A 17,774-nucleotide genomic window follows, 5' to 3' on the forward strand; every position below is an offset into this window, starting at 1 on the left:
CATGGGTGGCTGGGACATCCACACTCACCTGATACCGCCGACCGTCCTGTCGGCGGCGTACAAGGGTGAGTTCGGGCTGGCCGTCGACAGCGGTTCGCTGGTGGTCGACGAGGAGCGGTTGCCGCTCAAGCGTCTGGCAGACCCGGCGGCCCTGCTGCACTGGATCGACGAGCAGGACCTGGACGGCGCGGTCGTGTCCGTGCCGCCCGCACTGTTCCGGTACGACGCCGGCGTCGAGTGGGCCGAGTTGGTGAACCAGGGCCTTCGGGAGCTCGCCACACCGCAGTTGCGCGTGCTCGGCCACCTGCCGCTGCTGGATGCCGAGGCGCCGTCTGTTGCCGCGTCGCTGGCCGGTGAGGGCGTCTTCAGCGGCTTCGCCCTGGGTACGCCGAGCTACGCCGGACTGGACCCGGTGTGGCGGGTGCTGCACGAAATCGAGGCTTTCACTCTTGTTCACCCGGGCCACAGTGACGACGAGCGCCTCCAGTCGTTCTACTTGACGAACCTGCTGGGGAATCCGTACGAGACCGGCCTGGCCGCGGCGTCGCTGGTCTTCGCGGATGTGGTGGGCCGGTTTCCGGGGATCCGGTTCTGTTTGTGCCATGGGGGTGGGGTGACGGCAGCGGTGGCGGGGCGGTGGCAGCGCGGGATCGACCAGGCGCGGCCGGGTATCGTCGCGCCCTCCTTGCCGGTGGCGGAGGCGTTGCGCCGGTTCTACGTGGACGACCTGGTGCACGACGAGGGGGTGCTGGAGCTGCTCGGGAAGACCTTCGGGGCGGAGCGGGTGCTGGCCGGGAGCGACTGGCCGTTCCCGATGGGCAGTGACGGGATCGTGGCCGCCCGGGCGACCGCGGCCGACGAGCTGACCCGGCCGCTGGCTCGGGAGGTTGTCGCTCAGTGAGACGCGCTCTTCGTCAGAGCGCGGGTGTGATCAGATATCAAATCGTGAACGGGGTAGAGGCATGAACGTACGGGGGCCGGTCCTGCGAAGTCATGGGCCGGGACTGCAGTTGAAGACCGAGGACGCCGAGCTGGTCGCGGGACCGGGGGAGACGCTGGTCGAGATGCGGCTCGCCGCCGTGACCCAGCAGGACCGGTCGGTGGTGGCCGGCAAACAGCCGACCCAGCCGTTCGTTCCGGGCTCAGAGGGTGCCGGTGTCGTGGTTGGCTCTGCCCTCTATGAGGCAGGGACTCCGGTGGTGATCCGCGGCGAGGGCGTCGGCGTCACCAGGCCGGGTCTCTGGGGCCGGTACGCCGTCGTACCGGACGCCGCCGTACATCGTCTTCCTGCTGGGCTGGAGCCTGCGGCTGCAGTGACGCTGCTGACTCCCGCGTTGACCGCCCACACCGCAGTACGGCGGGTGGCGGGCGTACTCGAGGGTGAGTCGGTAGTCATCACCGGGATCGGCGGACTGGTCGGGCGACTGTGTGCTGCGGTGGCGCGGTCGGCTGGTGCGTCGCGGGTGATCGGATTGGCCTGGGCCGGGGAGTCTGTCGATGCGGTGTCCGGGCTGGTCGACCAGATCGTCCGGGTGGACGAACTTGGGCAGGTCGGCCGCGAGCTGCAGTGGTGCGACGCCGCGATCGACACCGTCGGCGGTCCGGTGACCAGTGGAGTGCTCGGACACATCACTCCGGGTGGACGGATCGCCGTACTCGGCTACAAGGCCGGCGAGTTCACCACCATCGACCTGCACCAGCTGATCGGCCGGGACCTGCGGGTGCTGCCGGTGAACGTCCAGCGGACGACCATCGAGCCCGGTGCGGTCAGCCAGGCGCTGGCGGACATCGCGCTCGCGCACCCCAGAGCGGACGCCGAACTGGTGGCGGCGGACCGCGTGGGCGAGGTTCTGGACGGGTCGACGATCGGCGGACGCGTTCTGCTGGACCTCACGACGCTGAACTGACTGCCTGTTCTAGGCTGCCTGGCCTGGACCGGTGAGGCGCTCGGCTGGGCAATCTGTTGTCGGAATGCCCGAGATCACCCGGTGGCGGATACGGTTACCTCCCAGAGCTTGTCTGCGATGAAGGAGAGAGGCAGCCCGTACCCGATGACCCGACGACTCGAGCTCACACCTGGGGGACCGACCGGCCGTCGTACTCTCGCCGAAGAAGCCGCCGCCGAGTTGCACGAACTGATCCTTTCCGGTGAGCTCCCGAGTGGTACGGCGCTCCGCCTGGAGGAGCTCGCCAAGCGGCTGGACATGAGCCAGATGCCGATCCGCGAAGGACTGCGGCGGATGGCGGCGCTCGGACTGGTCGAGATCGTGCCGCACAAGGGCGCGTGGGTGCGTGAGCTCTCGATGGAGGATCTGCGCGACACGCACCAGACCCGGCTCTCCCTGGAGACGCTGGCGGTCCGGGCGGCCGCGACCCGGTTCGCCGACTCGGACGCGGCCCAGGCCCGCGACGCGCTGGCCGAGCACGTGCGGCTGTCGAAGCTCGGCGACAACATCGCCTCCCGGCAGGCGCACACCGAGTTCCACTTCGCCATCTACCGGGCCGGCGGATCCCGGTGGCTGCCGCGAGCGATCGAGCCGGTCTGGCAGAACAGCGAGCGCTACCGGTTCGGATCCCGGCAGACGAAGGCGCGGATCGAGCAGACCCGCCGCGAGCACCAGGCCATCCTGGACGCGTGCATCGCGCACGACGAGGAGGGCGCGGAGGCGGCCCTGCGCGACCACCTGGAAGGCGCCATGCAGCGCATCAGCGAGACGATGGCCCGCCGCTCCGCCAAGCCCTAGGCGAGGACTTCGAACCGGTCCTGCTGCCAACCCGCGGCGTCGAAGACCGCTCTGAGGAGCAGCCCGTCGCCGCGCCCGCCGTACGTCGTGACGAGCTCGGGGAGAGCCTTGGTCCCGAGACCGTCGTAGTACTGGTCCATCGCTCGGCGCCGGGACAGCTCGGGTGCGCCGGAGATCTCCTCCAGGGCCCTGCTGTCGGGGCAGCCGACCACCTGCCCGGAGCCGACCTGCTCGTCCGGCAGCAGTCGGCGCACGAGTTCCTCGCCGGCGCGGACGTCCTCGGCGCGCAGCCGGGCTCCCAGAGTGCGGCATGGATGTCCCTGGACGGCGAGCTGCACGGCCCGGGAGACGGCGATGTGGTCCGGGTGACCGGTGAGGCCGTCGCTGCCGACGGTGAGCACCAGCTCCGGTGAGAGGTCGCGGACGGTCCTCTCGACCGCTTCCGCGACCTCGCCCTGGTCAGCACTCGCCAGTGTCCGCGGTCCGTTCCTGCCGCCGTCGTCGATCCACTGACCCGACTCTCCGAGCCAGTCCCATTCGTCGATCCCGAGCAGCTCGCAGGAGCCGGTCAGCCGCTCGGCCGCCGTACCCATGCCCGGTGTGGCGACGCGGAGGACGACGCGCCAGCCGGCGGAGTTCAGCACCCAGGTCGCGGCGCCGGTGGCGAACACCTCGTCGTCCGGGTGGGCGTGGACCACGAGCGCCGTACGCATCCCGTGGTCAGTCGGCCAGCCGGGCCGGGAACCCACCCGTCGCGATGGGACTCCAGCGCTCCGGGGTGATGCGGATCAGGCACTTGCCCTGCGTCCGCATGGCCTCGCGGTACTCGTCCCAGTCGGGGTGCTCACCGGAGATCGACCGGTAGTAGTCGACCAGGGGCTCCACCGCGTCCGGCAGCTGGATGACCTCGCCCCGGCCGTCCACCTGCACCCACGCGCCGTTCCACTCGTCGGACAGCACGACCACACTGGTCCGCGGGTCGCGCTCCACGTTGGTGCTCTTGGCCCGCTCCGGGTACGACGAGATGACGATGCGGCCCTCGCCGTCGACACCACCGGACACCGGCGACGCCTGCGGCGTACCGTCCGCGCGGGTGGTGATCAGCAGCATGTGGTGACGGGGCCGGACGAACTCCAGCAGTCCGTCCAGATCGGTCTTGGTGTTGGTGGCAATGGTCCTCGGCATGCCTCCCACCCTATGTTCGATCAGCGCGCGGGGAGGTCCGCCGGGGTGATCAGTTGCTCCAGTTCGTCGTCGGTGAGCTGGTTGATCAGGTGCTTCGCGCGCTGCGCTTGCGGGGTCGTGGGGAGTACGCCGTCGAGCAGGTCGGGCAGGAGGAGCTCGTAGCCGGCCCGGGCTCGGGGTGAGTACCGGTGCCTGGTCCTGGCCACGGCGCTGGCGACCCGGATGGCGTGCTCGTTGCCCGCAGGTACGTCGGGCCGGTCCACCTCGCGGGCGGCGAACCGGTAGCCGTTGGCCCGGTCGCAACTCGTGCAACCGGTCGGGCCTGCGCCCAGACCGGAGCCGCATTCCGGACAGGTCAGCTGCTTGAGCGCACCGTCCACCACGCGCCACTCGAACTCGGAGGTGTCCTGCAGGACGACCTCGGCCAGTTCGCGCTCCTCCGGCGTACCTTGGTGGACGCCCGAATCGGCGCAGAACCGCTGCCAGGCGGCGTCGATACCGTCCTCGATCCGCTGCACAGCGGCGATGAACCGCGGATGATCGACCCGTCGCATGCCCGGGACTCTAGCTGTCGCGAGGGCTGTGGACAGCCGCATTGACATGATCGAACAGGTGTTCGAACATAGGTCTATGACGGGGGTCAGCGCGATCGACCAGAAGCCGGACCAGAAGGTCACGGCGCTCGACCACGCCCGCCAGCTCCTGACCCGAGCCAAAGCCCAGAAAGCCGCCCAAACCCAGTCCCCGGACCCCGAGCTCGCCCCCACCACCCGCCTCACCCCCTCCGCCTCTCCCGCCGAGCCTGCTCGGTTCGTGCCCTCTGCGGAGCGGATGCGGCGGGTGCAGCAGGCGCTGGACGCCGGCGAGGTGGATCGGCAGCTGCCGACGCTGCCTGCTGTCGCCGAGCTCCTGCCCGGGGCCGGTCTGCGCAGCGGGGCGGTCTACTCCGTGCGTACTTCGACCGCCCTGGTGATGGCGATGATGGCCGGTCCGTCCGCCGAGGGCGCCTGGTGCGGAGTGGTCGGGATGCCGTCGTTCGGCGCGGAGGCGGCGCGGGGGCTCGGGGTCGACCTCGAGCGCCTGGTGCTGGTGCCGGACCCCGGGCAGGACTGGCTCAACGTCGTCGCAGCGCTGGTCGACGCCCTGACCGTGGTCGTCGTCAGGCCGCCCGGCGAGGTGACCCCGGGGGAGGCGTCCCGGCTCGCCGCCCGTTTACGGACCCGGAAGGCGACGCTGATCTCGGTCGGTTCCTGGCCGGGGAGCGAGGCGCGGCTGGAGGTGGAGAGCAACGCCTGGACCGGCCTGGGTGACGGCGAAGGGCTGCTCTCGGCGCGGCAGGCGACCGTCGTCGTGAGCGGCCGCAGAGTCGTCGGTGGCCCCCGGCGGCACCAGCTCTGGCTCCCCGCCCCCGACGGCACCGTCCGCTCGGTCGACCCCGCCCATGAGGAAGCCCCAGGCTGGCCGGCAGAGACCACCTGGCCCGAAGAGACCACCTGGCACGAAAAGACCGCCTGGGCCGAAGGAACGGCCTGGCCGGAGGAGGCGGTGGGCTGATGGGCGACCACGGGCTGTCCTGCACGGTGGTGGTGGGCTGATGGGTGGTGGGCTGACGCGCACGCTGGTGATCTGGGTGCCGGACTGGCCGGTGACCGCGGCTGCTGTGGCCGCCGGCCGTTCCCCGGACGAACCGATCGCCATCCTCGAGAAGGGCAAGGTGCTCGCCACCTCCGCCGCCGCGCGGGCAGGTGGGGTTCGCCGGGGTCTGCGCGCCCGGGACGCGCAGTCACGCTGCCCCGAGCTCGTCGTCCTGAAGTACGACCCGGTGATCGATGCCCGGGCGTTCGACCCGGTGATCAGTTGCCTGGAGGCGATCACGCCCGGCATCCAGGTGATCCGTCCGGGCATGTGTGCGTTGAAGGCGCGCGGCCCGACCCGGTTCTACGGCGGTGAGTCCGCGGCCGCGGAGAAGCTGCTCGACCGGCTCGAGACCTTCGAGGTCCTCGGCGGCCGGGTCGGGATCGCCGACGGCCCGTTCGCGGCGGAGCAGGCGGCCCGGGCGAGCTCGGCACGGACGCGGATCCTGGTGGTCCCGCCCGGCGGGTCGCCGGAGTTCCTCGCGCCGCTCACCGTCGACGTACTCGAGCAACCGCAACTCACGGATCTGCTGCGCCGGCTCGGGCTGCGGTCGCTGGGTGCGTTCGCGCAACTGTCCGGCACCGAGGTGCTGACCCGGTTCGGTCCCGACGGCGCCTTCGCCCACCGGCTGGCCCGTGGGTCCGACGACCGTCCGGTGGTGGCCCGGGAGATCCCGCCCGAGCTCACCCGGACCCTCGACTTCGAGCCGGCCGTGGACCGGGTCGACCAGGTCGCCTTCGCGGTCCGCTCGGTCGCCGACGAGCTGATCGCCCGGCTGACCGAGCTCGGCCTGGTGTGTACGACGCTGCGGGTCGAGGTCGGCACCGAGTCCGGCCGGATCCACGAGCGGGAGTGGCTGCATCCGCGCTGGTTCTCCGCGGCCGACGTGGTGGACCGGGTCCGCTGGCAGCTGCAAGGGAGCGGTACGGCGACCAGCGAGCTGACCTCACCCGTCGTGCGGCTGCGGCTGGTCCCCGATCAGGCGGATCCGGTCGGTGCCCATGTCGACGGGCTGTGGGGTGGCGGGCCGGACGAGCGGATCCACCGGGCGCTGTCCCGGGTGCAGAGCATGCTCGGCCACGGTGCCGTCGCGTCGGTGGTGATCGGCGGCGGACGGGGGTTCGCGGAGCGGCAGACCCTGATCCCGTGGGGCGACCGCCCGGTGCCGGCTCATCCGCCGGACCAGCCGTGGCCGGGCGCGATCAGCTCCGTCGACCCGGCTCGCTGGCCGACGCTCGCACCCACCACGATCTTCCCCGCGCCGCTGCGGGCGAAGGTGTACGCCGAGGACGGCAGCGAGGTCTCGGTCAGCGCCCGGGGCGCCCTCACCGGCGCCCCCACCGCCTTCCGCCTGGATCCGGCCCCACAAGTTGCCGACAGCAACAAGCTGCATCCGATCACCGCCTGGGCCGGTCCCTGGCTGACCCACGAACGCTGGTGGGACCCCAGCACCGAGTCCCGCCAAGCCCGCTTCCAGTTCCAGACCGCCGACACCCGCGCCTGGCTCTTCACCCTGCACCGAACCACCTGGCAAGCCCAAGCCACCTACGACTGACCGACCGAGCCACCCGAGCCGCCCGAGGCCGGCCGACCGGAAAATGCCGCGATCGGAGGACCGCGGCACGTCTAGGTTTGGCTGCATGCACAGGAGCAGGGTGTCGACGTTCTTGATCGATGTGCACCAGGACGAGGTGCCCGGAGCGGTCGGGTTCTGGTCGCAGGCGCTCGGGGTGCGGACCTCGTCGCCGCCCGGAGAGCCGCAGTTCACGTCGTTGCACGACGGCCTGCCCGGGTATGTGCTGGCGATCCAGTCGATCGACGACGCGCCGCGGTACCACCTGGACATCGAGACCGACGACGTCGCCGCGGAGGTCGCGCGGCTGACCGGTCTGGGTGCCGTCGAGGTATCGAGCTGGCAGGGCTGTCACGCGCTGCGGGCACCCGGTGGGCATCTGCTCTGCGTGATCCCGGTGCACAGCGAGCCGGAGTACTTCGCCGAACACTCGACCACGTGGGGGAGTGAATGACGCTCGTCGTCCGGGACCTCGTGCCCGCCTTCCTGGAGTTCTGGACCGACCCGAACAGACAGTGGGACGGGTACGCCGAACGGCACCCGGAAGTGCTCAACGACTTCACCCGCACGGGACGCACCCTCGAGCCCGAGCGCCTGGAGAAGGCCCTTGCGACCTACCCCGAACTGGAAGCACGCATCCGCGCCAACGCACCACACGCCACCCGCTGGATCGAGGAGGCTGCCGCACGCGTCGTACCCATGCTGGAGGCGGAGCACGTCGACATCCACGGCGTCGCGATGGTCGGGCTGGGTACGTCGAACGGCTGGGTCGACAACGGCACCCTGTACCTCGCGGTCGAGATGATCCCGGACGAGCGGTCGGCCGAGATCCTCGCAGCCCACGAGATCGCCCATGCGCTGCAGCTCCCACTGCCGGACCACCCCTGGCCCGACGCCGGACCGCTCGGCCGGTCGATCTACAGCGAGGGCTTCGCCACCGCACTGACCGCGGAGCTTTTCCCGCAGTACGACCTCGCCGAGCACCTCTGGTTCGAACCCGGGCACGACGACTGGCTCGCCGACTGTGAGAGCCGGCGGCAGGAGGCCGAGGCGGCCATCCTGGCGGACCTCGACTCCGAGGACGACGCCGTCAGCGGTCGCTACCTCACGATGAGCGGACAGACCGACTTCCCGAAGCGCATCGGGTACCTCGTCGGCACCCGCGTGCTCCAGGCGTTGCGCCGCGACCACACCTGGCCGGAGCTGGCCCGCTGGTCGACCGGCCGGGCGATGGACGAGGTTCGTGCGAGGCTGTCGGCATGAGCGACCTGGCGGGAACGTTCCAGTACGAGGCAGTCGCAGAGGCGTATCAGCATCGGCCGCCGTACCCGGACGAGGTGTTCGACCGGCTCGAAGCGCTCATCACCGACGAGCCGAGGACGGTGCTCGACATCGGCGCCGGAGAGGGAGCGATCGCGCGGCCGCTGGCGCCGAGGGTCGAGCGGGTCGACGCGATCGACGTCTCTCCGGCGATGGTCGACGCGGGCCGCAGCCGGCCGGGCGGTGATCACCCCAACCTGCGCTGGCAGGTGAGCGGCATCGAGACCGCCGAGCTGCACGGTCCGTACGCCCTGGTGACCGCGGGCGCCAGCATCCACTGGATGCCCTGGGAGGAGACGTTCGCCCACATCGTCCCGCAGCTGACACCGAACGCGCAGCTCCTGATCATCGAGCACGGCCCGGTCGACATGCCGTGGTGGGACGACGTCGCGGTCACGACCAAGCGTCATTCGCGCAACCAGAACTACAACCCGGCGTACAGCGTGGTCGATGCCATCCAGGAGCGGGGACTGCTGGAGCTGACAGGCGCCGTGCGGACCACGCCGATCACCTTCGAGCAGCGCGTTGCCGACTACATCGAGCAGTTCCACTCGACCTCGTCACTCGCTCGGGACCTGATGTCCGACGAGGAGGCTGCCGAGTTCGACACCGCGGTCGAGCAGGCGGTCACGCCGTACGCGAAGGACGGCGTCCTGGAGTTGCAGGTCGTCGCCCAGCTGAGCTGGGGCCGTCCGCTCGCACCTTAGAGCGCGTCCGCGCGACCCTGAAGGTAGAGCTGCTCGGGAACGCTCTGCGTCAGCCGCGCCGCCTCCTGGTACGCCTCCCGAGCAGCGGCTAGGTCGCCGGACAGCTCGAGCAGGTGCGCGCGTACGGCGGCCAGCCGGTGATGGTCGCGCAACGCGGGGTCGGCGTCGTCGAGCAGCGCGAGCCCGGCGGTGGGCCCGTGCACCATGGCGACGGCGACGATCCGGTTCAGCGTGATCATCGGGCCGGGTGCCATCGTCTCGAGGAGTTCGAACAGCATCAGGATCTCGCGCCAGTCGGTGTCCTCGGCGCGCTTCGCCTCGTCGTGCACCGCCGCGATCGCCGCCTGCAGCTGGTACGGCCCGACCGGTGCGGTGCGCAGGGTCGAGGCGATCAGCTCAGTACCTTCTGCGATCGCGACGGCGTCCCACACCGAGCGGTCCTGCTCCGGCAACGGCACCAGCGCACCGTCGGCCGTCGTACGGGCCGGCCGACGGGCATCCGTGAGCAGCATCAGTGCCAGCAGCCCGGCGACCTCGCCCTCGTCCGGCAACTGCTCCCGCAACTGCCGGGTCAACCGGATCGCCTCCGTGCTGAGCTCGACCCGGTGCAGCGACGAGCCGGACGACGCGGTGTACCCCTCGTTGAAGATCAGATACAGCACCTGCAGTACGGCGGCCAGTCGCTCGGGCTGCTCGGCCGCCGGCGGCAGCGCGAACCGGGCACCCTGCAGTTTCGCCTTCGCCCGGCTGATCCGCTGCCCGATCGTTGCCTCCGGCACCAGAAAGGCCCGGGCGATCTCGCCCGTGGTGAGGCCGCCGACCGCACGCAGAGTGAGCGCGATCTGCGACTGCGGCGTCAGCGCCGGGTGGCAGCACAGCATCAGCAGCGTCAGCGAGTCGTCGACCGACGGCGCCGGATCCGGCGGGGGAGTCTCCAACGCGACCGTCTCCTCGCGCCGCTGCCGAGCAGCCTCGCTCCGCAGTACCTCGATCCGCCGCCGCGACGCGACCGTGATCAGCCAGCTGCGCGGGTTGTCCGGTACGCCGTCGCCCGGCCACTGCTGCGACGCGGCCAGCAGCGCCTCCTGGACCGCGTCCTCGCACGCGTCGAAGTCGCCGTACCGGCGGACCAGCGCGCTCAGGACCTGAGGTGCCTGCTCGCGCAGCAGTTCCTCGATCGGCATCAGGTGTACGCCGACAGATCGCGGACCGGCCGTACCTCGACGACGCTGAACGGTGCCTCCGGGATCTGCCCGACGATCTCCACGGCACGGTCCATGGAGTCGCAGTCGAGCAGGTAGAACCCGGCCAACTGCTCCTTGACCTCGGCGAACGGGCCGTCGGTGGTCATCGGGAGACCGTCGCGGATGAGCACCTGCTTCGTGGCGGCGGGATCGTCCAGCGACTCCGACGCGATCAGCTCTCCGCGGGCCGCGAGCGCCTCGTGCAGGGCGGCGTACCCGGCCATCCCTTCCTTCTTCTGCTCGTCGCTCAACGCGTCCCAGACCTTGCGCGACTCCGGATTGCCGTAGATCAGCACCAGGAACTTCATCGCCACCCCTCCCGTTCTCCAAGCTAAGCCTCCATCCGTGGATCCTGGCCCGCTGCCAGGATCCACGGATCGAGGCTAAGCATCACCCTTGCGTATCGATCGGGTCACTGGTTTGCAGCGGGCGTAGCGGGATCGGTGACGACGCGTTCTGGTATCAGGGGAATGTCGGGGCTGCCCCGCCATGGCCGGGCGTAAACCTGTCCGGCCGCCCAAGTACAGTTACGACCGGTATCCAGGGTGAGAGGGAGGGGTCGCGTGCCGGATGTGGAAGTGTCCGATCGGGTACTCACGATCCCGAACGCGCTCAGCTTCCTCCGGTTGCTGGGAGTGCCGCTGTTCCTGTGGCTGATCCTCGGGCCGCAGGAGGACGGCTGGGCGCTGCTGGTGCTGGCCGTGTCCGGGTTCACCGACTGGGCCGACGGCCAGATCGCCCGGCGGATGAACCAGACCACCCGGCTCGGGCAGATGCTCGACCCGGTCGCGGACCGGCTCTACATCTTCGCCACCGTGATCGGCCTGGCGCTGCGCGACATCATTCCGTGGTGGCTGGCGATCGCGCTGCCGCTGCGGGACCTGCTGCTCATCTTCACCCTGCCGGCGCTGCACCGCCGCGGCTTCAACGCGCTGCCGGTGCACTTCCTCGGCAAGTCGGCGACCTTCTGCCTGCTGTACGCGTTCCCGCTGCTCCTGCTCGGCGATGGCGACAGCACCCTCAACACGCTCGCCAGAGTGTTCGGCTGGGCGTTCGCGATCTGGGGGACCGGGCTGTACTACTGGGCCGGCGCCCTGTACTTCGCCCAGCTCCGCCACCTCGTCCAGACGGTGAAACCGATCAACGACCCGGCCGGGTAGCACAGTGACCCAGCCGGCCCCACCCAAGCCGCGGCGCGTCGACGCGTCGATGTCGCTGCTGAACAACCTCATGGCCCACCCGCTCGACGAGGGGTACGCCGTGGCGGCCCGGACCCGCCCGAAACAGGACGGGCGCCCGGCGAAGGCCCGGCACCGCGTGATGCTGGTGGTGGCGCTGCTCGTCCTCGGGTTCCTGCTCGCGGTCGCGGCCTCGCAGAACTACCGCAGCGCGCCCGAGGCGGAGAAGCAGCGCAAAGAGCTGATCACCCGGATCAACCAGGCCGACACCCAGCTGAACGGCCTGCGCACCCGGCAGTCGCAGCTGGCCGACGAGGTACGCCGGTTGCAGGCGAGCGGACTGAGCAACACGAGCTCGGGCGCGGTGCTTCAGCAGCAGTTGGACGCCCTCGAGCTGCAGACCGGCGCGATCGCGGCCACCGGGCCGGGGATCAAGGCGGTCATCGACGACGCGAAGGACGCCGACAAAGAGGGCCGGCTGCTCGACGTCGACCTGCAGCAGCTGGTCAACGGGCTGTGGACCTCGGGCGCGGAGGCGATCTCGGTGAACGGTCACCGGCTGACCTCGATGACCGCGATCCGCGGCGCCGGGAGTGCGATCACGGTCGACTACAGCTCGCTCACCCCGCCGTACACGGTGCTCGCGATCGGTGACACCACGACCATGCCGGCCCGGTTCTCGCAGAGCTCGGGCGGCCAGTGGGTGCAGTACCTGGTCAGCAACTTCGATGTCCGGATGACGATCACGACGGAGGACTCCTTGCTGGTGCCGGCCGATGCGACCATCGCGCTGCGATACGCGAAGGTGAGTGGACCGAGATGATCGCCGTACTCGGACTGGTGATCGGTGTCGTGATCGGCCTGCTGGTCGCGCCCGATGTCCCGGAGTGGGCCCAGCCCTACCTGCCGATCGCGGTGGTGGCCGCGCTCGACGCCGTGTTCGGGGCGCTGCGCGCGTTCCTGGACGGGATCTTCGACGACAAGGTGTTCGTCGTGTCGTTCGTGTCCAACGTGCTGATCGCGGCGCTGATCGTCTACCTCGGCGACCAGCTCGGCGTCGGCTCCCAGCTGTCCACCGGCGTGGTCGTCGTCCTGGGCATCCGCATCTTCACCAACATGGCCGCGATCCGGCGGCACATCTTCCGGGCCTGACATGAGCGACGACACCCCTGAGACCAGCAAGCCGGATCCGGTCGAGCAGCCGCATCCGGACGAGCCGACCCCGATGCCGCAGGCCAAGCCCAAGCCCCGGACACCGAACCTGGCACTGCGCCGGCTGCGGACCGGGTTCAAGCCGTCCCGCGGCCAGGCGATCGTGGCCGTCGTACTGGCGCTGGTCGCCTGCGTGGCCGTCGTCCAGGTCCGGGTCAACCGCGCCGACGACGGCTACCAGAACGCGCGCCGCGAGGACCTGATCGCGATCCTGGACGGCCTGGGGCAGAACACCCGCCGGCTGGAGAGCGAGATCGCCGAGCTGGAGGAGCGGAAGAACTCGCTGTCCTCCAGTGCGGACAAGGCCCAGACCGCCCGCGAGCAGGCCGAGGCCCAGGTCCGCACGCTCGGCATCCTGGCCGGCACACTGCCCGCCCAGGGCCCGGGGGTCCGCATCACGCTGAACGACCCCGAGGCGAAGATGACGTCGAGCAACCTGCTGGACGCGATCGAGGAACTGCGCGACGCCGGCGCCGAGGCGATCCAGATCAACGGCGCCGCCCGGGTGGTCGCGAGCACGGACCTCGTCGACGACGCCCCGGGGATCCGGATCGACGGCCAGAAGCTGAACTCGCCGTACGTGATCGAGGCGATCGGGGAGTCGCACAATCTGGCCGAGGCGGCCAACTTCCCCGGCGGCCTGGTCAGTGAGGTGACCGGTCCGCAGGTCGGCGGAACAGCCGAGGTGACCGAGCTTCCGCAGGTCCAGATCACCGCCTTGCACGCCCCGGAGGAGCATCGCTACGCTCGCCCGGCGCCCAGCCCGACCAAGTAGCTGTTCGAGCGAAAGAGGAACGAAGGTGTATCCCGAAGACCTGAAGTACACGGCCGAGCACGAATGGGTGAAGGCCGACGGCGACGGCCCGGTGCGGGTCGGCATCACCGACTTCGCGCAGGACGCGCTCGGTGACATCGTGTACGTGCAGCTACCCGAGGTGGGCAGCGCGGTACGGGCCGGTGACGCCTGTGGCGAGCTGGAGTCGACCAAGAGCGTGAGCGACCTGTTCGCCCCGGTGAACGGCACGGTGACCGCGGTCAACGAGTCGCTCGCCGACCAGCCCGACCTCGTCAACAGCGACCCGTACGGCGAGGGCTGGCTGCTCGACATCGACGTCGAGGACACCGCCGAGGTCGAGGCGCTGATGGACGCCGAGACCTACCAGGGTCAGCTCGACCCGAGTTGACCGCGGCCGGCTTGCCGGCTCCTGATAGGTTGGCCGGACCTCAACCGCTGGTCGAGGGTTGAGGTCCGCGAATCTGCGTCCACACTTGTTCATACGGGGTCTACGAAAACGTCGCCGGACCGCCGGCGATCGGGAGGATCACAGCATGCCGTTCTGCAACCAGTGCGGGCACGAGAACTCTGAGGGCAGCCGGTTCTGTTCGCAGTGCGGAGCGATGCTTCCTGGCGCGGATCGCCCGGCGGCAGCCCCGGCGACGCCGCCGACCCCCGGTGTCACCGACACCGCGATGCTGACCCCGATCGGCGCCGAGCCGGAGCCCGAGCGGGCCGGCGAGCCGCTGTCGCTGGAGGACGAGGCCGCGGTCGGCGCACTGCCGGCCGGCTCTGCCCTGCTGATCGTCCAGCGCGGCCCGAACGCGGGCAGCCGGTTCCTGCTCGACGTCGACGTGGTCACCGCCGGCCGGCACCCGGACAGCGACATCTTCCTCGACGACGTGACCGTGTCCCGCCGGCACGCGGAGTTCCGCCGGGACCCGTACGGCGTCAAGGTGCGCGACGTGGGCAGCCTGAACGGCACCTACGTGAACCGCGACCGGATCGACGAGGTCCAGCTGACCAACGGCGACGAGGTCCAGATCGGCAAGTACCGCTTGGTGTACTACGCCAGTGGCCAAGCCTGAATCGTCTGCCGAAGGCCGCGGCATCGGGGAGGTGCTGCAGCTCCTGCGGGCCGAGTTCGCCGACGTCACCATCTCGAAGATCCGGTTCCTCGAGGCCGAGGGACTGGTGACGCCGGCCCGGACCGCCTCGGGCTACCGGAAGTTCAGCTCGGCCGATGTCGAGCGGCTGCGCTATGTGCTGACCGCGCAGCGCGACCAGTACCTGCCACTGAAGGTGATCAAGGAGCATCTCGGCGCGATCGACCGCGGCCTGCGCCCGGCGGCCGGAGGTCCTCCGGTCGCGCCGGGTTCGTTGCCGGAGACGCCCGGTCTGCCGGTCGCCGAGGACTTCGGTGCCGCGGGCATCGAGCTCAAGCTGACCCGGGACGAACTGCGAGCCGCCGCGGGCATCTCCGCCGAATTGCTCGACCAGGTCGAGAGCCACGGGCTGGTGGTGGCCAGCGGCAACCACTACGACGGCGACGCGATCCTGGTCGCCAAGCTGGCCGGTGAACTGGCCGGCTACGGGATCGAGCCCCGGCACCTGCGCCTGTTCCGTACGGCGGCCGATCGCGAGGCCGGCCTGATCGAGCAGGTCACCGGGCCACGCCGTACCGAACAGACCGGCGAACTCGCCGCGCTGGCGGTCCGGTTGCATGCCGCCCTGGTCCGCTCCCGCCTACCACACTGAGCCCACCGTCCACGGCACCCGCCGGGGACTGCCCGGGGCTGCCCCGCGGAGTAGGCTGAAGGTGTGCGCGAAGTCGACGTGGTCGGAGTCCGGGTTGAGATGCCCTCGAGTCAGCCGATTGTGCTGCTCCGGGAGGTCGGCGGAGAGCGGTACCTGCCGATCTGGATCGGCGCGGCCGAGGCCAGCGCGATCGCCTTCGCCCAGCAGGGCATGGAGCCGCCGCGGCCGTTGACCCACGATCTGTTCGCCGAGACTCTGCGGGTGCTCGGGCACACGCTCAGTCAGGTCCGGATCGTGAATCTCACCGACGGCGTGTTCGAGGCGATCCTGGTGTTCGACGACAAGACCGAGATCTCGGCCCGGCCGTCGGACTCGATCGCGCTGGCGCTGCGCACCGGGACACCGGTGTTCTGCACCGAGGAGATTCTGGCCGAGGCGGGCATCCCGGTTCCGGACAGTGAGACGACGAACACCGACGAGGTGGAGGAGGAAGAGGAGGTCGAGCGGTTCCGTGAGTTCCTCGACCAGGTGACTCCGGAGGACTTCGACAAGAGCTGAGGACCGGGCTGGTTTTGACCCGCGTGGTACAGGGCCAGGTAGGTAACGATTCGAGCGGCAACCGCGACACGCTCACGGCTCGGTGCGGTTGTCGTTGACCCTCCCTGGTCGGCGGCTTACCTTGAAGGAGTTGTGGGGTGTTGTCACTCCACGGAAGTGACCCGTTCCAGTCGGTACCCAGGGAGGCTCAGGCGTGACACGCACCGGCGACACGGATCTGACGGCGCAGTCGACGTCCGAAGCACGCGCCGAGGCGGCCGCTGCCGCCGGCGTCCAGGGCCTGCTCTTCGACGACGACCTGCGGCCGATGCCGGAGGATGTCGGGTTCCGCGGACCGACGGCCTGCCACGCGGCCGGGATCACCTACCGTCAGCTCGACTACTGGGCCCGCACCGGCCTGGTCTCCCCGTCCGTGCGCCCGGCGACCGGTTCCGGGACGCAGCGGTTGTACGGTTTCCGTGACGTCTTGTTGCTGAAGGTGATCAAGCGGCTGCTGGACGCCGGGATCTCGCTGCAGCAGATCCGGACCGCGATCGCCCACCTGAGCAAGCGCGGCATCGACGACCTGACCCAGATCACGCTGATGAGCGACGGCGCCTCGGTCTACATGTGCACGTCGCCGGACGAGGTGATCGACCTGCTGGCAGGCGGCCAGGGGGTGTTCGGGATCGCCCTCGGCGGTGTCTGGCGCGAGGTCGAGGGCTCGCTGTCCGAGCTGCCCACCGAGCGGGCCGACGGCCATGAGGACGGCGATCAGCACGCGAATGATGAACTCGCGGCCCGGCGCCGCGCACGCATGACCGGCTGAGACCCTTCCTTCATCCTGTGCGCCCACTCACCGCTGATTCACTGCGCGGTGTGTGGGCGACTCTGTTGTTGCCCCTCAACGCGGACGACTCCATCGACTTCGCGCGCCTGCAGGCCCAAGTCGACGTCCTGGGCGCCAGTCCGTTGGACGGCTTGTATGCGCACGGCACGGCGGGCGAGTTCCACACGCTGACCGAGGACGAGTTCGATCGGATCAACGAGCTGCTCGCGGGAGCGGCCAAGCCGTTCCAGATCGGCGCGAGCCACCCGTCCGCCCAGCTGCAGTTGGATCGCGTACGTCGAGCCGCCGCGCTGGCACCCGGTGCGATCCAGGTGATCCTGCCCGACTGGCTGCCCTTGAACGACCGGGAGGCGCTCGACTTCCTCCGCCGCGTCGCGGACACCGCCGGTGACGTGCCGCTCGTTCTTTACAACCCACCGCACGCGAAGACCCCCGTGCGTCCAGAGCTGCTGACGTCGCTGGCCGCCGCCGTGCCGGGTCTGATCGGTCTGAAGACCGCGGGTGGGGACAAGGCATGGTTCGAGCAGGCGCTGAAGTCCGGCATGTCCATCTTCGTGCCAGGGCACTTCCTCGCGACCATGTCGCTACTCGGTGCGCACGGCAGCTACTCGAACGTCGCGGCGCTCTCGCCCAACGGCTCGGTGGAGCACGCCCGCGACCTGGACGTCGAACGCCGGATCGGCGAGTTCTTCGGGCAGCACGTCGTACCGCTGCAGAAGGCGGGGTTGTCGAACCCGGCACTGGACAAGTTCCTTGCCGCGGTCGGGGACTGGGCGGACGTCGGTACGCGGGTTCGCTGGCCGATGGTGTCGGCGACCCAGGAGCAGGTCAACGCAGCCCGGCCGGCCGCCAGGCGACTGCTGCCCGAACTCTTCGCGGATTCCTGGTAGCCTCGGGACAGCCGTTCACAGCACTCGGGAGAGACCCGTGCGATCGGGCGCCGAAGGGGCAATTCCTCCCCGGAACCTCTCAGGCCCATGGACCGAGTGTCACAGGCGACTCTGAAGCGTGCGCTGCTCGGCGTGACAGAGGGGGAGGCGACCGGAAGCACTGTCA

The 17,774-nt window shown here is 70.1% G+C and carries 23 protein-coding genes and 1 riboswitch; of the genes, 18 read left to right on the plus strand and 5 right to left on the minus strand.

The annotated features are described in order from the left end of the window. Position 1: 1 nt before the first annotated feature. From ACGFH6_RS16260 to ACGFH6_RS16270, 3 genes are all read left to right on the plus strand, one after another. Positions 2 to 901 carry an amidohydrolase family protein gene (locus ACGFH6_RS16260; protein WP_393384374.1) on the plus strand — a complete coding sequence of 300 codons (900 nt, stop codon included), beginning with the start codon at positions 2 to 4 and terminating at the stop codon, positions 899 to 901. A gap of 61 nt (positions 902 to 962) precedes the next feature. Further along, positions 963 to 1,907 (plus strand): zinc-binding alcohol dehydrogenase family protein, encoded by a 945-nt coding sequence (locus ACGFH6_RS16265; protein ID WP_393384375.1) that lies wholly within the window; start codon positions 963 to 965, stop codon positions 1,905 to 1,907. A gap of 117 nt (positions 1,908 to 2,024) precedes the next feature. After that, the gene (locus ACGFH6_RS16270; RefSeq protein WP_393384377.1) at positions 2,025 to 2,744 is read left to right on the plus strand and encodes a GntR family transcriptional regulator; all 720 of its coding nucleotides are present in this window, start codon (positions 2,025 to 2,027) and stop codon (positions 2,742 to 2,744) included. Here ACGFH6_RS16270 and ACGFH6_RS16275 read toward each other — a convergent pair. Genes ACGFH6_RS16275 through ACGFH6_RS16285 form a run of 3 tightly spaced genes read right to left on the minus strand, consistent with a single transcriptional unit; the run spans position 2,741 to position 4,483 of the window. Continuing rightward, entirely contained in the window at positions 2,741 to 3,457 is a 717-nt protein-coding gene (locus ACGFH6_RS16275; protein ID WP_393384379.1) for a PIG-L family deacetylase, read from the minus strand. The genes ACGFH6_RS16270 and ACGFH6_RS16275 overlap by 4 nt on opposite strands. Before the next feature lie 7 nt (positions 3,458 to 3,464). Next, the gene (locus ACGFH6_RS16280) at positions 3,465 to 3,929 is read right to left on the minus strand and encodes a PPOX class F420-dependent oxidoreductase (protein WP_360439883.1); all 465 of its coding nucleotides are present in this window, start codon (positions 3,927 to 3,929) and stop codon (positions 3,465 to 3,467) included. A 20-nt stretch (positions 3,930 to 3,949) separates the two neighbouring features. Then, entirely contained in the window at positions 3,950 to 4,483 is a 534-nt protein-coding gene (locus ACGFH6_RS16285; RefSeq protein ID WP_393384381.1) for a hypothetical protein, read from the minus strand. A gap of 76 nt (positions 4,484 to 4,559) precedes the next feature. On the opposite strand from ACGFH6_RS16285, the gene ACGFH6_RS16290 reads away from it, so the two are divergent. The 5 genes from ACGFH6_RS16290 (at position 4,560) to ACGFH6_RS16310 (ending at position 9,164) form a co-directional block, all read left to right on the plus strand. Next, on the plus strand, positions 4,560 to 5,483 hold the full coding sequence (locus ACGFH6_RS16290; protein WP_393384383.1) for a hypothetical protein: 924 nt from the start codon (positions 4,560 to 4,562) through the stop codon (positions 5,481 to 5,483). 40 nt (positions 5,484 to 5,523) lie between these two features. Next, positions 5,524 to 7,119, plus strand: a complete 1,596-nt coding sequence (locus ACGFH6_RS16295; RefSeq protein ID WP_393384385.1) for a DNA polymerase Y family protein — start codon at positions 5,524 to 5,526, stop codon at positions 7,117 to 7,119. An 85-nt stretch (positions 7,120 to 7,204) separates the two neighbouring features. After that, positions 7,205 to 7,591, plus strand: coding sequence for a VOC family protein (locus tag ACGFH6_RS16300; RefSeq protein WP_393384387.1), 387 nt, complete (start codon positions 7,205 to 7,207; stop codon positions 7,589 to 7,591). After that, positions 7,588 to 8,400, plus strand: a complete 813-nt coding sequence (locus ACGFH6_RS16305) for a hypothetical protein (protein ID WP_393384389.1) — start codon at positions 7,588 to 7,590, stop codon at positions 8,398 to 8,400. The genes ACGFH6_RS16300 and ACGFH6_RS16305 overlap by 4 nt, the downstream gene beginning before the upstream one ends. Further along, positions 8,397 to 9,164 (plus strand): class I SAM-dependent methyltransferase, encoded by a 768-nt coding sequence (locus ACGFH6_RS16310; protein ID WP_393384391.1) that lies wholly within the window; start codon positions 8,397 to 8,399, stop codon positions 9,162 to 9,164. Before ACGFH6_RS16305 ends, ACGFH6_RS16310 begins: the two co-directional genes overlap by 4 nt. On the opposite strand, the gene ACGFH6_RS16315 is transcribed toward ACGFH6_RS16310, so the two are convergent. Both ACGFH6_RS16315 and ACGFH6_RS16320 read right to left on the minus strand, forming a co-directional pair. Next, entirely contained in the window at positions 9,161 to 10,348 is a 1,188-nt protein-coding gene (locus ACGFH6_RS16315; RefSeq protein ID WP_393384392.1) for an RNA polymerase sigma factor, read from the minus strand. The two genes, ACGFH6_RS16310 and ACGFH6_RS16315, sit on opposite strands and share 4 nt — an antisense overlap. Beyond that, complete coding sequence (locus ACGFH6_RS16320; RefSeq protein ID WP_393384394.1) at positions 10,348 to 10,716, minus strand: YciI family protein; 369 nt, start codon at positions 10,714 to 10,716, stop codon at positions 10,348 to 10,350. The genes ACGFH6_RS16315 and ACGFH6_RS16320 overlap by 1 nt, the downstream gene beginning before the upstream one ends. Before the next feature lie 255 nt (positions 10,717 to 10,971). On the opposite strand from ACGFH6_RS16320, the gene ACGFH6_RS16325 reads away from it, so the two are divergent. From ACGFH6_RS16325 to ACGFH6_RS16370, 10 genes are all read left to right on the plus strand, one after another. Beyond that, complete coding sequence (locus ACGFH6_RS16325; RefSeq protein WP_393384396.1) at positions 10,972 to 11,568, plus strand: CDP-alcohol phosphatidyltransferase family protein; 597 nt, start codon at positions 10,972 to 10,974, stop codon at positions 11,566 to 11,568. A 4-nt stretch (positions 11,569 to 11,572) separates the two neighbouring features. Then, positions 11,573 to 12,409: a DUF881 domain-containing protein gene (locus ACGFH6_RS16330; RefSeq protein WP_393384398.1), complete on the plus strand. Its 837-nt coding sequence runs from the start codon at positions 11,573 to 11,575 to the stop codon at positions 12,407 to 12,409. Continuing rightward, the gene (locus ACGFH6_RS16335; RefSeq protein WP_131352136.1) at positions 12,406 to 12,738 is read left to right on the plus strand and encodes a small basic family protein; all 333 of its coding nucleotides are present in this window, start codon (positions 12,406 to 12,408) and stop codon (positions 12,736 to 12,738) included. The genes ACGFH6_RS16330 and ACGFH6_RS16335 overlap by 4 nt, the downstream gene beginning before the upstream one ends. A gap of 1 nt (position 12,739) precedes the next feature. Continuing rightward, complete coding sequence (locus ACGFH6_RS16340; RefSeq protein WP_393384400.1) at positions 12,740 to 13,573, plus strand: DUF881 domain-containing protein; 834 nt, start codon at positions 12,740 to 12,742, stop codon at positions 13,571 to 13,573. Positions 13,574 to 13,598: 25 nt separating this feature from the next. Then, positions 13,599 to 13,982 (plus strand): glycine cleavage system protein GcvH, encoded by a 384-nt coding sequence (gcvH, locus tag ACGFH6_RS16345; RefSeq protein ID WP_131352139.1) that lies wholly within the window; start codon positions 13,599 to 13,601, stop codon positions 13,980 to 13,982. 145 nt (positions 13,983 to 14,127) lie between these two features. Then, the gene (locus ACGFH6_RS16350; RefSeq protein WP_131352142.1) at positions 14,128 to 14,661 is read left to right on the plus strand and encodes an FHA domain-containing protein; all 534 of its coding nucleotides are present in this window, start codon (positions 14,128 to 14,130) and stop codon (positions 14,659 to 14,661) included. Next, the gene (locus ACGFH6_RS16355) at positions 14,648 to 15,331 is read left to right on the plus strand and encodes a MerR family transcriptional regulator (RefSeq protein ID WP_393384402.1); all 684 of its coding nucleotides are present in this window, start codon (positions 14,648 to 14,650) and stop codon (positions 15,329 to 15,331) included. The genes ACGFH6_RS16350 and ACGFH6_RS16355 overlap by 14 nt, the downstream gene beginning before the upstream one ends. 63 nt (positions 15,332 to 15,394) lie before the next feature. Further along, a complete protein-coding gene (locus tag ACGFH6_RS16360; protein WP_131352148.1) occupies positions 15,395 to 15,889 on the plus strand; it encodes a bifunctional nuclease family protein in 495 nt (164 codons plus the stop codon). Between the two features lie 193 nt (positions 15,890 to 16,082). Next, positions 16,083 to 16,697, plus strand: a complete 615-nt coding sequence (locus tag ACGFH6_RS16365; protein WP_393384404.1) for a MerR family transcriptional regulator — start codon at positions 16,083 to 16,085, stop codon at positions 16,695 to 16,697. 50 nt (positions 16,698 to 16,747) lie between these two features. Then, positions 16,748 to 17,608: a dihydrodipicolinate synthase family protein gene (locus ACGFH6_RS16370; protein ID WP_393384406.1), complete on the plus strand. Its 861-nt coding sequence runs from the start codon at positions 16,748 to 16,750 to the stop codon at positions 17,606 to 17,608. A 15-nt stretch (positions 17,609 to 17,623) separates the two neighbouring features. Next, positions 17,624 to 17,713: riboswitch (glycine riboswitch) on the plus strand. Positions 17,714 to 17,774 lie beyond the last annotated feature (61 nt).

The sequence above is a fragment of the Kribbella sp. NPDC049227 genome, assembly GCF_043197265.1.
In the GTDB taxonomy this organism is placed as follows: Bacteria; Actinomycetota; Actinomycetes; order Propionibacteriales; family Kribbellaceae; genus Kribbella.